At 66.7% G+C, this 15,197-nt stretch carries 14 protein-coding genes and 1 other RNA gene; 3 read left to right on the top strand and 12 right to left on the bottom strand.

The annotated features are described in order from the left end of the window. The first annotated feature begins 228 nt into the window (after positions 1 to 228). Entirely contained in the window at positions 229 to 912 is a 684-nt protein-coding gene (locus NAM01S_RS35475) for a hypothetical protein (protein ID WP_157107987.1), read from the top strand. A 200-nt stretch (positions 913 to 1,112) separates the two neighbouring features. Here NAM01S_RS35475 and NAM01S_RS30820 read toward each other — a convergent pair whose 3' ends face one another. The 3 genes from NAM01S_RS30820 to ssrA form a co-directional block, all read right to left on the bottom strand. After that, entirely contained in the window at positions 1,113 to 1,691 is a 579-nt protein-coding gene (locus tag NAM01S_RS30820) for an RloB family protein (RefSeq protein ID WP_084483445.1), read from the bottom strand. After that, positions 1,675 to 3,027, bottom strand: a complete 1,353-nt coding sequence (locus NAM01S_RS30815; protein WP_067792045.1) for an AAA family ATPase — start codon at positions 3,025 to 3,027, stop codon at positions 1,675 to 1,677. Before NAM01S_RS30815 ends, NAM01S_RS30820 begins: the two co-directional genes overlap by 17 nt. Positions 3,028 to 3,361: 334 nt before the next feature. Beyond that, positions 3,362 to 3,730, bottom strand: a transfer-messenger RNA (tmRNA) gene (ssrA, locus tag NAM01S_RS30810). A gap of 605 nt (positions 3,731 to 4,335) precedes the next feature. Between ssrA and NAM01S_RS30805 the strand changes: the two genes are divergently transcribed. Both NAM01S_RS30805 and NAM01S_RS30800 read left to right on the top strand, forming a co-directional pair. Further along, positions 4,336 to 5,640, top strand: a complete 1,305-nt coding sequence (locus NAM01S_RS30805) for an ABC transporter substrate-binding protein (RefSeq protein ID WP_067792042.1) — start codon at positions 4,336 to 4,338, stop codon at positions 5,638 to 5,640. A 50-nt stretch (positions 5,641 to 5,690) separates the two neighbouring features. Further along, on the top strand, positions 5,691 to 6,989 hold the full coding sequence (locus NAM01S_RS30800) for an ABC transporter substrate-binding protein (protein ID WP_067792039.1): 1,299 nt from the start codon (positions 5,691 to 5,693) through the stop codon (positions 6,987 to 6,989). 72 nt (positions 6,990 to 7,061) lie between these two features. Here the strand turns inward: NAM01S_RS30800 and smpB are convergent, their stop codons facing one another. The 9 genes from smpB to prfB all read right to left on the bottom strand — a co-directional run bounded on the left by smpB (position 7,062) and on the right by prfB (position 15,172). Next, a complete protein-coding gene (gene smpB / locus NAM01S_RS30795; protein ID WP_043729939.1) occupies positions 7,062 to 7,535 on the bottom strand; it encodes an SsrA-binding protein SmpB in 474 nt (157 codons plus the stop codon). Positions 7,536 to 7,602: 67 nt separating this feature from the next. Beyond that, positions 7,603 to 7,839: a WLR motif membrane protein gene (locus NAM01S_RS35470; RefSeq protein ID WP_143861391.1), complete on the bottom strand. Its 237-nt coding sequence runs from the start codon at positions 7,837 to 7,839 to the stop codon at positions 7,603 to 7,605. 164 nt (positions 7,840 to 8,003) lie between these two features. Next, on the bottom strand, positions 8,004 to 9,086 hold the full coding sequence (locus tag NAM01S_RS30790) for a metallophosphoesterase (RefSeq protein ID WP_067792035.1): 1,083 nt from the start codon (positions 9,084 to 9,086) through the stop codon (positions 8,004 to 8,006). Positions 9,087 to 9,195: 109 nt separating this feature from the next. Next, positions 9,196 to 11,091, bottom strand: coding sequence for a DNA helicase RecQ (recQ, locus tag NAM01S_RS30785; protein WP_372511750.1), 1,896 nt, complete (start codon positions 11,089 to 11,091; stop codon positions 9,196 to 9,198). 150 nt (positions 11,092 to 11,241) lie between these two features. Next, on the bottom strand, positions 11,242 to 12,144 hold the full coding sequence (gene ftsX / locus NAM01S_RS30780; RefSeq protein WP_067792032.1) for a permease-like cell division protein FtsX: 903 nt from the start codon (positions 12,142 to 12,144) through the stop codon (positions 11,242 to 11,244). Beyond that, positions 12,144 to 12,833 carry a cell division ATP-binding protein FtsE gene (gene ftsE, locus NAM01S_RS30775; RefSeq protein ID WP_067792029.1) on the bottom strand — a complete coding sequence of 230 codons (690 nt, stop codon included), beginning with the start codon at positions 12,831 to 12,833 and terminating at the stop codon, positions 12,144 to 12,146. Before ftsE ends, ftsX begins: the two co-directional genes overlap by 1 nt. Positions 12,834 to 12,907: 74 nt before the next feature. Beyond that, positions 12,908 to 13,066, bottom strand: coding sequence for an Rv3103c transmembrane domain-containing protein (locus tag NAM01S_RS37590; RefSeq protein ID WP_505250233.1), 159 nt, complete (start codon positions 13,064 to 13,066; stop codon positions 12,908 to 12,910). Then, complete coding sequence (locus tag NAM01S_RS30770; RefSeq protein ID WP_067792026.1) at positions 13,053 to 13,910, bottom strand: mechanosensitive ion channel family protein; 858 nt, start codon at positions 13,908 to 13,910, stop codon at positions 13,053 to 13,055. The genes NAM01S_RS37590 and NAM01S_RS30770 overlap by 14 nt, the downstream gene beginning before the upstream one ends. Positions 13,911 to 14,053: 143 nt before the next feature. Next, complete coding sequence (prfB, locus tag NAM01S_RS30765) at positions 14,054 to 15,172, bottom strand: peptide chain release factor 2 (RefSeq protein WP_067792023.1); 1,119 nt, start codon at positions 15,170 to 15,172, stop codon at positions 14,054 to 14,056. Positions 15,173 to 15,197: the final 25 nt, after the last annotated feature.

Genomic DNA, 15,197 nt, shown 5'->3' with positions numbered 1-15,197 from the left:
ATCGCAGTGGCCCGCGCCTAACCGTGCATCTCGGAGATGCTGGCCCTCGCTGGGCCTCGTGGCAACCCGATGGAACCGAACGGATCTGCGGCGCGTCTATACCGGAAGACGAAACCGAAGGATCGCTCTGTGATTTGCGCGGTGCGGGTTTCGTTGACAGGGTTGGGTCGACCGACGGTCGTTCGGAGCGTCGCTTCGGCCGCCGGTGGCGGGCGGGAAAGGTTGTTCATGGGCGCCTATCTGAGCACGTCCGACTTGCCGCTGCCTGCGGACTGGGAGCGAAAGGCGTTCGGTTCGTACCGATATGCGGTATTGCCGTTCGCGATAGGACTAGTCTTTCTTCAGGCCGTGCTCGGGGTGATCTGGGCTGTTCTGGTCGGAGAAGGGTCGGCGTGGGAGGGGATTCTGGGCATTTGCCTCCCCGGCGCTCTGGGCGCTGCCTTTCTGCTGGCGGCATGGTCGCAGGTTCCACGAAAAGCGCCGGTAGCCGCGGAGATTCGGACTGCCGCCGGTGGTAGTGCGTTGGTACTACCAGTTCGGCGAAATTCGGTTCTGGCTGGAAGACGTTCCACCGCCGGTATCGAATTGACTCCTGGTCACGTGACGATCAGGTACGGAAAATCGCCAATAGGCATTGCCTGGGATGATATCTCGGCGATCGAATCCCGTTGCGACAAGGTACGGTCCACCCGAACCACCGTCATCGATATCGTTCCCCGAGGACCTGAAAACGAATCCCGAATCATCGATCTCCCCCATACCTTCCTGGCCACCGACCCCACCAGGGTCTATCACCTACTCCGGTTCTACGTCTGCAATCCCGAGCTCCGATGGGAACTCGGTAACCAAGCCGGCTTGGACCGATTCCAGCATGGTGGCTATGGATCGGAGATGCGAGCCGATAGATCGTGACCACTGCCGAGAATCGGTCGGCCACTGTCGACAGCTTCTCGGTCAAGGCATCGAGCATCTGATCATCCTGGGCGGCAACTGATTCGGTGTCGGCGATCGAACACCGAGTGCATGATGCCGAGCACTTCACGGTACCCGTCGCCCTCGTCGTTGACCGTCGCGTTACTTCCTGCGGGGTCGCGTCCGCACGATCTCTGCCGCTACGAGGATTCGGGCAGCATAAGCTCCACCAGCTTCCACACACCCGTCGACGGATTGGCGCGATGGTCATCGCCGCCGCCCACACTCCGCGACTTCGCGCGGCGCACGGCTTCCTCCACACCCTCGATGTAGTCCGCGAAACGGAGCGCAGTCTTGTCATATGCCGGAAGGTGCTTCTTGAGCCGCTTCTCGACGTCTCGAAAACCTGTCAGGGCTGCATCGCAAGTCTCGAAATGAAGTAGCAGCCAATACTCGAAACACGGATTGGACACCGCCAGATCGATTTTCGACGTCCGTGCCATTCGGATCGCTTCGGAGTAGTCGAACTCGTCGACGTCGAGAACGCACCAGATCTGGTCGTAGTCCGCGCGTTGCCTGGCCGCGAAGGCAACGACACGCTTGGGGTCCTCGGGGCGCACGGTCACCGCGGACTTGGTTGCCGGATTGCGCAGGTGTCGGCGTAGACCGTGGAAGTACGTGGGCTCGGTGACTTCGCCGCCGCAAACGATCAGGATCAGCGTCACCGGATCGCGGAACGGCGCCCGTCGACGTCGCGAGTTCTCACGCCGGGTGGGCATGCCGCAAAACCTCCGCGAGTCGATGGAAGTCGACCCGCGGGATCGCACCGAAACTTCCTCCGAGATAGCGACGTTCGAGATTGTGCTCGTTGCGCGGCTTGTAATCGGTCAACGGATACAGCGAGCTTGCCCCGTCCGCGCCCTTTTCGACGAACCACACCTGATCGCGGCGCAGCAAACCATCGGGACGAACGACCGTACCGAGCAGGGAGGAGTCGTGTGTCGTCAGGATCAGTTGCGCGCCACGAGGATTGGTCTCATCCGACTGGAACAGTTCGATCAGCGACGCGGTGAGCAGTGGATGAAGGCTGGTGTCGATCTCATCGATGACCAGAACCCGCCCGTGATCGAGCGCGTCCAGAACTCCGGGCAAGATCTCGAGCCAGGCGATGGTACCCGCCGACTCCTGCTCGAGGGGCAGCACGGCCGCTTCGCTGCCGTGATGAACGAAGACCAGCGGAGGCAACGCGTGAGTAACACTCTCTGCGTATACATCGCGCACCACCGGAATCCTGTCCGTCGAGTCATCGACCTGCGCTTCACTTCTCGAAGCGAACTCATCGAGCATTTTCAGCCCCGTGATGTCGTGCCGTTGCCCGGGCGGGACGGAATCGAGCAGAGCCTCGGGAACAACAGGTGTGTCGATGGCGGCAATTCCGAAGTCTGCCTCTTGAACCAGCTCCACCAGACGAGCCCCCTCGGCCGCCGAACCACGAAGAAGAACTCGACGCAGACGACGAGCGATCGCAGCGGTCGACGCACGTCGTCCGTCTGACAGAATCAGCGTTTCACGGAACCAGCGGTGTACCGGCTCGAACATATCCGGCTTGGCTTGGGCGACAGCACTCAGGAACAGGGCGTTTGGCCGGGTGAGTTCCTGCAGAATTTTGAGCTGAGCCCGATGCTCGGCCATCGCCGACCCAGAGCTGTACTCGTCCCCGGTCCGCTGAAACAACACCCGCTTACGCTTCTCTGGATAGCTGAAAAGCCATTCCTCGAGCACCCGCTCGTTGTCGACAGTGAACCCGTAGGTCCACGGAATTCCGTCGGCCATGATCTCGACGACGTAAGTCGACGCCACAGAGACTATGTGACTCGTCCGAAAGCTGTAAGGAGTGCGCGGAACACCCGCGAATGGCTCCCACTGGGAAAACGACTGCGTCACGGCCCGCTGCATGAACCGGAGCCCATCCAACAGGTTGGACTTCCCCGAGGCGTTCGCCCCGTACACCGCGGCAACCGGAACCGCAGGCCGATCATCAGCGGCAGGCATCAGCAGCAACTCGTTCTCGTCCGCGAACGAACGATGGTTGCCGACCCTGAAGCTACGAAGCATCTGCCACCTCCCTAAACCGAGTTAAAGGGACTATTGAACAGCATACCTGCAGAATCACCCCTGAAGTGCCTCAAATGTCGTCCTCGGGGCTGGCCTGGGTTCGACGGGCACAGCACTGGGTAGACGGACCCGGGACGGGGCTCCGGGGCAGCGGCATTGGGTAGGCAGGCCAAGGGTTGCCGACCCCAGGCCAAGAGCAGCATTGGGGAGGCGATCCAGGACCCGGGGTCCGGGAGCGGAGCCCGCCTGGTGGGGTGTGGGGGGCCGCGCCCCCACAACACACGCGGAACCAACCAAAAAGGCGAGTGCTCTCTTCGCGAGCACTCGCCTTCGTTGGTGGAGCTGCCGGGAATCGAACCCGGGTCCTCCGCCGTGTCTTCAGGACTTCTCCGTGTGCAGTTCGCTGTGTCTCTGCTCGGATCTCTCGGTCACGCGAACAAGCCGAGATGACGATCCCAGTCGCTGTTCGATGTCCCGTCCGGCTCCGCGACCGAGTCGGACGGTGAGCCCTCTAGCTGATGCCGGCACCGGGACCGAGGGCATATCCCGGGCCGACAGAGACGCTGTCGCTTAGGCAGCGAGAGCGTACTCGCGCTGATGAGAATCGGCGCTTAATTGGTTGCAACGACGCTTACGGTGGTCTCTTGCCTGCACCGACACGCTTCCCCTGAATCAACGTACGCAGTCGAAACCGTTCAGCCCCGTACGTGCCCGCACCTTGCGGGCTAGTAATGCTAACACCCGCCCAACGCGGAATCATCCCGATTATTTGTGCGTGTTCTAGGTCATATCGATCAGACTCGATCAATCGGGCGGCCCTCTACGGCCGTGGGCGCGTTGCAGAGATCCAACGCCGTCAGCCTTGCCCTCAGCCGTGAACCGGGCAGGTCAGGGCGATCCCGACGGGCAGAGTCAGGGGCGATCTCGCCCAGCCGCCTCCTCATGCCGGACAGGGAACGGAATACGAGGGCGAGCCCGACATCCGCACCCGGTCGCGCCGGGCCCACGCCCGTCGAGCATGCGGCCCGCGGGGTGAGCTACGCCGGGCCCACACGAACCCGACGAGCGTCTACCCCGCTGACGAGCGTCTACCCCGCTAGACCAGAACTCCTTGAACCCTCAATTAGCCCACGAATTGCGCACACGCAGCCCAATCCCGAGTCGGTCAAGCGTCCGATTCCCCAGAAGGCCCCCCAAGCGACCCCACCGCAACCGCGAAACCACCATCTCGCCGACCCCTTGCCCGGTACTGTTCCTGTTCGGCCGTACCGGATTTGGATCGACCGGCGGCTGGGACAGGGAGCAATAATGGGCAACACCAGCAGACGACCTCGTCGTCTGTTCCACGCCGCGGCGGTGCCGATGATCGTCGGAATCGTCTTGGCCGCGGCGTGTTCGACGCCGAGTGCGACCACCGGCCCCGGCGTCACCAGCGCGCCGTGCCCGAACGCGATCGACAGGGACAAGGGCTGTATCTATCTCGGCGTTCTCTCCGACCTCGGCGGCGGGCCTTTCGCCATGCTCGGCAGGGCGATGCAGGACGGGCAGACGGCGTTCTGGACCGAGGTCAACAAGGCGGGTGGGATCGGCGGCTACGAGGTCGACATCTCGACCTACGCCAGGGACACCGCCTACGATCCGCACCGCCATGTCGAGGAATTCCGCGAGATCGAGCCGAACGTGCTCGCGCTGGCGATGAGCCTCGGCACCGCTCAGACCCTCGCGGTGCTGCAGGAGATGGACGCGGCGGACATCGTGACCTCGGCGGGCACGCTGTGGTCGGGCTGGGAGTATCGCGAAACGGACCGGGATCTGGTGCTGGACAGCGGATATTCGTACTGCACCGAAGCGATCATGGGTCTCGACTGGTTCACCGAGCACCAGTACCGGCCGCGCAACGTGGCTGTCGTCGCGTTCCGCGGCAACTACGGCGGCGACTACGCCAACGGCGCGCTGCGCTGGGCGGCGCACAACAACGTGACCGTCACCTCGCGGGTCGACACCGGACCCAACACCGAGGTCGGCAACCAGGACCGGCCGGTCGCCGAGATCCTCGCCAACCCACCGGATCTCGTGCTGCTGGCCACCGGCCCCGCGGAAACCGCGGAGATCATAGGCAAACTCGTCGCGGGCGGCTTCCACGGACGCTTCCTCGGCTCGGCTCCCACCTGGAACGGCGCACTGCTGAAAACCCCAGCCGGGCCCGCACTTTCGGCCCTCTTCAACTACACCTCGCCCGTCGACGGCTGGGACGGGCGCAGCACGGGCGCTCGCCGGGCTCGCGCCGCCGCGCCGCAGGAGCCGACGAACTGGGGTTACAGCCTGGGCTGGGCCGGTTCCTACACGATGCGGGCACTGCTCACGAAGGCGGCCGAACATGGCCCGCTGAACCGGGCGGGCGTGCGCGCGGCGCAGGACGCGCTGACCGTCGATTTCGAGGGCATGGCCGCACCGCACACCTACAACGCGGGCGCACCGGATTACGCGGCCCAGCGTGCCGCGATCGGTGCCCCTGACCCGTCCGCGCCGCTAGGCTCGCGCACGGTGACCACCGACTACCGCGGACCGACCCTGCCGCAACTGCCCATGCACGGGCCGTGCGCCCGGCTGTGAACCGGCGGGCCACCGCGCAACGCGTTCGTCTGGATCGAAGGAAGAGAATTTTGGTACCAATCCGCCGCCGCCGCGGGCTGTTCCGCGCCGCCGCGGCCGCGATCGCCTTGGGCTTCGCACTGTCGGCCTGTTCGTCGGCATCGACCGAGACGGGACAGGGCGTCACCAGCGCGCCGTGCCCGCAGGCGGTGGACAAGAGCAAGGGCTGTATCTACCTAGGCGTGCTCTCCGACTTGGAGGCCGGGCCGTTCGCCCCGCTCGGCAAGGCGCTCAACGACGGCCAGCTGGCCTTCTGGCGAGAGGTCAACAAGGCAGGCGGCATCGGCAATTACGAGGTCGACATCACGACCTACGCCAGGGACACCGCCTACGACCCCGGCCTGCACCGCGAGAAGTTCCACGAGATCGAACCGAACGTCCTCGCATTGGCGATGAGTTTCGGGACGGCGCAGACACTTTCGGTGCTGCCGGAGATGGACGCCGTCGATCTGCTGACCGGCGCGGGCACCCTGTGGTCGGGCTGGCAGTATCGCGAGACCGATCGAAACCTGGTGCTGGACACCGGGTATTCGTACTGCACCGAAGCGATCATGGGCCTGGACTGGTTCGCCCAGTTCCAGTCGAGGCCACGCACGATCGCTGTCGTCGCCTTCCGAGGCAACTACGGCGGGGACTACGCCAACGGCGCGCTGCGCTGGGCTTCGGAGAACAACGCGATCGTCAACGCGCGCATCGACACCGGCCCGAACGCCGAGGTCGGCAACCAGGACGGACCGGTCGCCGAGATCCTGGCCAACCCGCCGGACGTCGTGCTGCTCGCCACCGGTCCCGCCGAAACCGCCGAGATCATCGGCAAACTGGTCGCGGGCGGCTACGACGGCCGATTCCTGGGTTCCACCCCGACCTGGAACGGCGCCCTGCTGAAGACGCCCGCCGCGGCGGCGATCACCTCGCTGTACAACTACACCTCGCCCTACGACGGCTGGGACGGCCGCAGCATCGGCGCTCAGCATGCCCGCGCCGCCGCCTTGCAGCCGCCGACCAACTGGGGCTACAACCTCGGCTGGGCCGTGTCCTATCCGATGAAGGCGGTGCTCAGCAGCGCGGAAGCGGCGGGCGACCTGACCCGCGCGGGTGTGCGCGGCGCGCTGGAAGGGCTGTCGGTGGACTCGGAGGGCATGGCCGCCGTGCACAACTACGGGTCGGGCGAACCGGACCTCACCAAACAGCAGGCGGTCATCGGTGTGCCCGACGCGAACGCGCCGTTGGGGTCGCGCACGCTCGTGCCCGACTTCCGCGGGCCGACGCTGCAACGGGTGACGCTGCACGGACCGTGCGCGCGGTTGTGACGTGAACGGACGAACCCCTGCCGCGATCGTTCGATCGCGGCAGGGGTTCGTCGACAACCGTCGGCCGAAGCCTCAGCGCATGCCCTTGACCCGGCGGCCGAGCTCCCGGGTGACCTCGCGTTCGGCGGTCCGCCGCGCCAGATCCTGGCGCTTGTCGTAATCCTGCTTACCTCTGGCCAGCGCGAGCTCGACCTTGACCTTGCCGTCGGAGAAGTACATCGACAACGGCACCAGCGTCTGGTTGCCCTCGCGCGACTTGCCGACCAGGCGCTCGATCTCGCGCTTGTGCAGCAGCAGCTTGCGCACGCGGCGCGGCGCGTGGTTGGTCCAGGTGCCGTGGCTGAACTCCGGAATGTGCAGCCCGCGCAGCCACACTTCGCCGTTGTCGACCGTGGCGAAGGCGTCCACCAGCGAGGCCTTGCCCTCCCGCAGGCTCTTGACCTCGGTACCGACCAACGCGATCCCCGCCTCGTAGACGTCGAGGATCGTGTAGTTGTGCCGCGCCCGGCGGTTGGTCGCGATGACCTTGCGCCCCTTTTCCTTCATAACGGTCAACTCTAAGTGACGCGGCAACCGTTTTATTCCGCGCTCCGGCTACGGCCGGGCGAGACCGTCAGCCGCCGGGTCGCAGCGCGATGTAGAGCACGAGGACCGCGACGAACGCGGCGAGCATGAGCAGGGTGGACAGGCGCGGGCGGCCGAGGTGGACGGGAGTGCGCCGGCGACCGAGCCACACCGACTCCACCGCGTCGTCCATCGGGCCGTGCGGCGCTAGGGCGGGGGTGTCGGGCGGCGGCGATCCGCCGGACGTTTCGGGACCGCCTTCGGGCGGGCCATCACCGGGTGCCATGCCTGCACGGTAACCGCCGCGGCGGGAAGTTACCGGCGCAACCCCTCGGGGTGTTGTGATTCGGTGACGTTCGTCCGCTCACCGCACGGTTTCGGCCGCGCTCGGCTTGTGAGGAACCGTGTCCCGATCCGCGCGGGGTTGCCGAGTCCGGCGACCCGCACCCGTCAGGCAAGCCGACGGCCGAACACCTCGCTGCCCGCACTCGTCGCCGGATCCACGGTGACGACCCGGAGATCGACCGCACTCGGAGTCAGGTCCATCACCATGAAGCCCAGCTGGTGGTAGGTCTCGTACAGCGCGGGCGTCCCGGCGCCGCTCGGCGTCACCCGCGGCTCGGCGCCAACGGTTTTCGCGGCCGCGCCGGACACCAACTGGCGGGTGCCCTTGGTCGCCGCGGTCGGTTCGAGCACCTGGAGCGAGTGATCGTGGCCGGACAGGATGAAGTGGCACGTGCCCACCACGTGGTCCTCGAAGAACCGCTTCACGTGCACGCCATTGATGGGCTCGATGGACAGGCCCTCGTAGTTGCCCGCGTCGCCGTGCGGGCCGTTGTTCAGGTACGGGTGGTGCGTGCACGCGATCTTCCAGCGCGCGGGCGATTCGGCGATCGCCCGATCCAGCCAGGCGCGCTGCGCGTTCATGAACTCGCCGTCGACCGCCCAGTAGGGCGCGAACAGCGGCGGCAGGTAGGCGGCGAGCGGGTTGAGGTCGAGCACGAAGAACTCGACCACCGGCCGCTCTTCGGGCACCCGAACGGAGTAGTAACGGCTCGGCATCCACCAGCGCGGCGAATTGGCGTGGTACTCGACCTCGTGGTTCCCGCGCAGCAGCCAGCCGCCGTCCCCGCCGATGACCGAGCTCGTGTCGTGATTGCCGAGCACCATCGCCCACGGGAAGTCCAGCCCGGCGTTCGGGTCCTCGAACTTGCTCGCGAACTGCGCGTCGGCGCCGCCGTTCGGGCCGCTGTCGTAGATGTTGTCGCCGAGGCCGACCGCCAGCGAGAACGGCTCGCGGGCGTGGAAGGCCCGGGCGGCGTCGGCGACCGCCCACTGCGCGCGCGTGCCGGTGCCCGCGTCGCCGGTGACGAGCACGCGCACGGCGTCCTCGGCAGGGAGCCCGAACTTGGTGACGCCCGCCGCGACCGGCACCGCTCGAGCGGGCGTCAGCCCGACCAACGACGCTCCGGCCGCCACCGCGGCGGCACCCGCCAGCAGTTCCCGACGACCGATCCCCTGCCCACCACTCATGCCGATCCTCCACCACTCCGATATCCCCGACCATCCTGGCCGATACCGGCGGAGCCGTCGATTTGAGGGGGCACTATTTCACAGTTCGCCTACCGAAGTGTGGGAGCCGTTACTCCGCGGCGAGCACCTCGAGCACCTGCTCGCCGTACTTGGCGAGCTTGTTCTCGCCGATGCCACCGATCGCGCCCAGCTGCGCCAGACTCGCCGGCTTGCGGGTGGCGATCTCGCGCAACGTCGCGTCGTGGAAGACGACGTAGGCGGGCACGCCCTGCTCCTTGGCGGTGGCGCCGCGCCATTCGCGCAGCTTCTCGAACAGCGGCACATCGGCGGCCGCGAGGTCGACCGCCGCGGCCGCCTTGGCCGTCTTGGCGGACCGCGCCGGTTTGACCACCCGCTCCGGCTCGCGACGCAACCGCACCTGGCGGCCGTCGAAAAGCACCTCTTGGCTGGCCTCGGTCAGGGTCAGCACGCCGTAGTCGCCGTGCACGGCGAGCAGTCCTTGCGCGAGCAGCTGCCGGATGACCCCGCGCCATTCGGTATCGCGCAGATCGGTGCCGATGCCGAAGACCTTGAGCTCGTGATGGTCGTACTGGAGCACCTTGGGGTTCTTCTTGCCGAGCAGGATGTCGACCAGATGACCCGCGCCGAAGCTCTGACCGCGCTCACGCTTCAGGCGCAGAACGGTGGACAGCAACTTCTGCGCGGCGACCGTGCCGTCCCAGGATTCGGGCGGGGTGAGGCAGGTGTCGCAGTTGCCGCACGGCAGACCGCTCTGCCCGAAGTAGGCGAGCAGCTGCGTGCGACGGCAGGCCACGGTCTCGCATAGGGCCAGCATGGCGTCCAGGTGCAGTTGCAGCTGCCTGCGGTGCGCGGCGTCGCCTTCGGAGGAGTCGATCAGCCTGCGCTGCTGCACCACGTCGTTGAGTCCGTAGACCATCCACGCGGTCGACGGTTGACCGTCGCGTCCGGCGCGGCCGGTCTCCTGGTAGTAGCCCTCCACCGACTTCGGCAGATCGAGATGCGCGACGAAACGCACGTCGGGCTTGTCGATCCCCATGCCGAAAGCGATGGTGGCGACGACCACCAGCCCGTCCTCGCGCAGGAATCGCGCCTGGTTCACCGCGCGGGTGCGGTTGTCCAGACCCGCGTGATACGGCACCGCGCCGATACCGTTCTCGTTGAGGAAGGCCGCCGTCTTCTCCACCGAATTGCGCGACAGGCAATACACGATGCCCGCGTCACCGGCGTGCTCGGCGCGGATGAACTCCAGCAGCTGGCGTTCCGGCCGGTTCTTCGGCTCGATCCGGTACTGGATGTTGGGCCGGTCGAAACTGGCGACGAATCGCCGCGCCCCGCCCAGATCGAGGCGCTCGATGATCTCGTCGCGGGTCTTCTCGGTCGCGGTCGCGGTCAGCGCGATGCGCGGCACGTCGGGCCAGCGCTCGTGCAGCATCGACAGGCCCAGGTAGTCGGGGCGGAAGTCGTGGCCCCACTGCGACACGCAGTGCGCCTCGTCGATGGCGAACAACGCGACCTTGCCGCGATCGAGCAACTGCGCGGTCGACTCCAGTCGCAGCCGCTCCGGCGCCAGATACAGCAGGTCGAGCTCACCCGCGAGGAACTGCGCCTCCACCGTGCGCCGCTCGTCGGGAAACTGCGTCGAGTTGAGGAAACCCGCGCGCACGCCGAGCGCGCTGAGCGCGTCCACCTGATCCTGCATCAACGCGATGAGCGGCGAGACCACCACGCCGACGCCGGGCCGCACCAGCGCGGGCACCTGGTAGCACAGCGACTTGCCGCCGCCGGTCGGCATCAGCACCAGCGCGTCCCCGCCCGCGATCACGTGCTCGACGATCTCGGCCTGGTCGCCGCGGAAACTGTCGTACCCGAAGACCCGGCTCAGCACCTCCCGCGACCATAGAACCTCTTGCGCCGCAGCGCTTTCGGCGCTCGCGGGAGCGCCTGGGCCGGTCACGTCGACGGGGAGGGCTTCGGGGGGATTCACGCCGCCCATCCTACGAGCGACCCCCGACCATCGCGCCGCCGCTGCACGCTGAATCCGGCCGTATGGGCCGAGTTCTCCACATGGGGACAAACCGATTCCGCCGGGCGCGGCGGCCCGCTCGTGCACACCGCCCGCCCGCCGGACATCGTCCTATTCGCGCACGTAGTACCGCAGCGTGGCGTAGGCGGCCACGGCCGCGACCAGGATGCCGACAGGCAGAATCGTCAGCGCGACCGTGGCGATGTCGTCCCCGGTGATCCGCGGGAACACATTGCTGTCGAACAGCGGCCCGAGCGCACGGTCGATGACCAGCGGCCGGGCGACGAGCAGCCCGAAGATCGCCAGCACCGAACCCGCGACCGCCGCGACCACGGCCTCGAGCAGGAACGGCAGCTGGGTGTACCAGCGCGTCGCACCGACCAACCGCATGATCCCGACCTCGGTGCGCCTGGTGAACGCCGCGATCTGCATCATGTTCGCGATCAGCAACAGCGCCGCGAGCGCCATCACCACGGCGAGGCCGAAGGCCGCGTTGCGCAGGCCGTCGAACAGCCGCAGCAGCCGGTCGACGAACTCGCGGTCGTTGGCGACGGTGCGCACGCCTTCGCGGGCGTGATAGCTGTCGTAGATCCGCTCATACTGGTCGCCGTCGGTCATCTTGACCCGCATCGACGCGGGCAGCGGCGTCTCCGAGATGTACTGCACCATCTCCGGCTGATCGGCGAAGAGTTTCTTCGCCTCCTCCAGCGCGGCGGCGCGATTGAGGTATTGCACACTGACCACGCCCGAGGTGTTCTTCATGTCGGCCAGCAGCGAGCGACACGGATCGGTGGCGCAGTCCGGGTCGTTCGCGGAGATGTTCTCGTCGAGGTAGAAGCGCACCTCGAGGCGGCCGGTGAAGTACTGCTCGGTCTTATCGGCCATCCGCACCGACAGCAGGCCGCCGCCGAGCATCGCCAGCGACACCGCGGTGGTCAGGATCATCGCGACGGTCATCGTCACATTCCGGCGCAGACCGGTGGCAACCTCGCTGAACAGGAAACTCGCGCGCATTATCGATCCACTCCGTACACGCCGATCGCGTCGTCGCGCACTAGGCGGCCGCGGTCGAGCTCGACCACCCGCCTGCGCATCGAGTCGACGATGTGGTTGTCGTGGGTGGCCATCACCACCGTGGTCCCGGTGCGGTTGATGCGCTCGAGCAGCATCATGATGTCGCCGCTGGTGTCGGGGTCCAGATTGCCGGTCGGCTCGTCGGCGAGCAGTACCAGCGGCCGGTTCACGAACGCGCGCGCGATGGCGACTCGCTGCTGCTCACCGCCGGACAACTCGCTGGGCAGCCGGTCGGCCTTACCGCCGAGGCCGACCATGTCCAGCACCTCGGGCACCGTGCGGTCGATGAACTGGCGACGCTTGCCGATCACCTCCAGGGCGAACGCGACGTTCTCCTGGACCGTCTTCTGCTGCAACAGCCGGAAGTCCTGGAACACGCAGCCGATGCGCTGGCGCAGCTTCGGCACTTTGCGTCCGGGTAGCCGATCGACTCGGAAGTCGGCGACGCGGATCTCCCCCGCGTTCGGCGATTCCTCCTTGAGGAGCAGACGCATGAAGGTCGACTTGCCTGAACCGGACGGTCCGATGATGAAGACGAACTCGCCCTTGTTCACATCGACCGTGATGTTGTCCAGCGCGGGTCGCGTCGACGTCTTGTACGACTTGGTGACGTTCCGCATGGTGATCACGGGGAGCCAGTTTAACCAGCTAAACCCGCGCATCCACCCCGGATACGCAGCTACCATCCAGCCCGGAGCGGCGGCTACTTCCCGGCCTGCTCCGTATTCGCCACTGCCGGTACGGCGTTCACGACCTGAGTGATCCCGGTCGCAGCCGGTTGATCAGGCTTGACGAACAGGTACAACACGAATGTCGCGATCCAGGCGGACCCGAGGAGCGCGGTCGATTTACGTGGTTTCACTGATACCTTCCCGGCGCAAGGCCGCGGCCACTCGGACCCGCAGTTCGCGTCCGACCTCGAACTGCTTCCCCGGCAACGTTCGGGCAACCATCCGGATGCGCACCTGGTCCATCGCGAGGTCGTCGACGCCCATCACGGTGGGTTCGTCGAGCAGCAGCGGCTCGAGCCTGCGGTCGCGGAACGCTTCGGCTCCTACCTTGTGCAATATCTCGTTCACCCTGGTGATGTCGGCGCTGGCCGCCACCGGAACGTCGATCGCGGCGCGCGCCCAATCCTTCGACAGATTGGTCACTTTCACGATCTGACCGTTCGGCACGGTGATCACCTCGCCGTCGGCGTTGCGCAACGTGGTGATCCGCAGCGTGACGTCCTCGACCGTACCCTCCGCCATCTCCGCTGATCCAGTCACGGCGATGCGAACTACGTCACCGAATCCGTACTGCCGCTCGGTGATCAGGAAGAACCCGGCCAGAATGTCCTGCACGATGCGCTGCGCGCCGAAACCGAGCGCGGCGCCGAGCACCGCGGCGGGCGCGACGAGTCCGGTCACCGCGAAACCGAGACGCTGCAACACCTCCATGCCGACCAGCACGTAGACGATGGTCAGCACCACCCAGGTGAGCACCTGGGCCAGCGCGTGCCGATGCTTGGCCGCCTCGGTCCGCACGAGCGCGTCGCTGCTGCGGAACCCGGCGTCGATCTTGCTGGTGACCCGGTCGCGCACGAACGTGGCGAATCGGCTGAACAACATCGCGCCGAGGATCAGCAGTACGATCTCGAGGCCGCTCGAGCGTAGCCACGCCGTGGATTCCGCGGCGGACGCCGCCGCGATCACCGCGACCATCCCTGTTGCCGTTTCACACCATCCGCGACACGCACGCCAGACAGGCTACAACGGAGCGCTGTTCCGGGCCGCGCGTCGCACCGGAATGCCACGCACCACAAACTAATTCGCCTGCTCCCGCGTGCCGCGACTGCCGAAACAGCTCACTGGTTCTGGCTTTCCCGCATGCGCCACCGGATACCGGACTCGATGAAACCGTCGATGTCGCCGTCCAGCACGGCGGTCGGGTTGTTCACCTCGTGCGCGGTGCGCAGGTCCTTGACCATCTGGTAGGGGTGCAGCACGTAGGAGCGCATCTGGTTGCCCCAGGACGCGCCCTCGTTGGTCTTCAGCGCGTCCATCTCGGCGCGCTCCTCCTGCCGCTTGCGCTCCAGCAGCTTGGCCTGGAGCACGCGCATGGCCGAGATCTTGTTCTGGAGTTGGGATTTCTCGTTCTGGCAGGTGACGACGATGCCGGTCGGGATGTGCGTGATGCGCACCGCGGAGTCGGTGGTGTTGACGCTCTGACCACCGGGGCCCGAGGAGCGGTACACGTCGACGCGGATCTCGGTCTCGGGCACCTCGATGTGGTCGGTGGTCTCGACCACCGGAAGCACCTCGACCTCGGCGAACGACGTCTGGCGGCGGCCCTGGTTGTCGAACGGGCTGATCCGCACCAGGCGGTGGGTGCCCATCTCGACCGAGAGGGTGCCGTAGGCGTACGGCGTCTTCACCGCGAAGGTGGCGCTCTTGATGCCCTGACCCTCGGCGTAGGAGGTGTCGTACACCTCGACCGGGTACTTGTGCCGGTCCGCCCAGCGGATGTACATGCGCATCAGCATCTCGGCCCAGTCGGCGGCGTCGTCGCCACCGGCGCCGGAGCGGATGTTGACCAGCGCCTCGCGCTTGTCGTACTCGCCGGAGAGCAGGGTGCGGACCTCCATCGCCTCCACGTCACCGTGCAGCGCGGCGCGTTCGGCGTCGGCCTCGGCGAGGGCCTGGGTGCGGGCCTCGCCCTCCTCGCCCTCGGCCAGCTCGTAGAGCACCGGCAGGTCGTCGAGCCGCTGACGCAGCTCCTCGACCCGGCGCAGCTCGCCCTGCGCGTGGGACAACTCGCTGGTCACCTGCTGGGCGTGGTCCTGGTCGTTCCACAGGTCGGGATCCGCCGCCTGGTGCTCGAGCTCGTCGATGCGGCGGCGCAGTTCCTCGATGTCGAGGACCGACTCGACCGTCTTCAGCGTGGCGTCGAGTTCGGCGAGATCAGCGGAAACATCAGGATGCACGGTCTACTAGGCTACCGGTCCCGGT

The sequence above is a fragment of the Nocardia amikacinitolerans NBRC 108937 genome, assembly GCF_001612615.1.
Classification (GTDB): domain Bacteria; phylum Actinomycetota; class Actinomycetes; order Mycobacteriales; family Mycobacteriaceae; genus Nocardia; species Nocardia amikacinitolerans.
The sequence above is the reverse complement of the archived record's forward strand: the minus strand, read 5'-3'. Positions and strand labels throughout refer to the sequence as shown.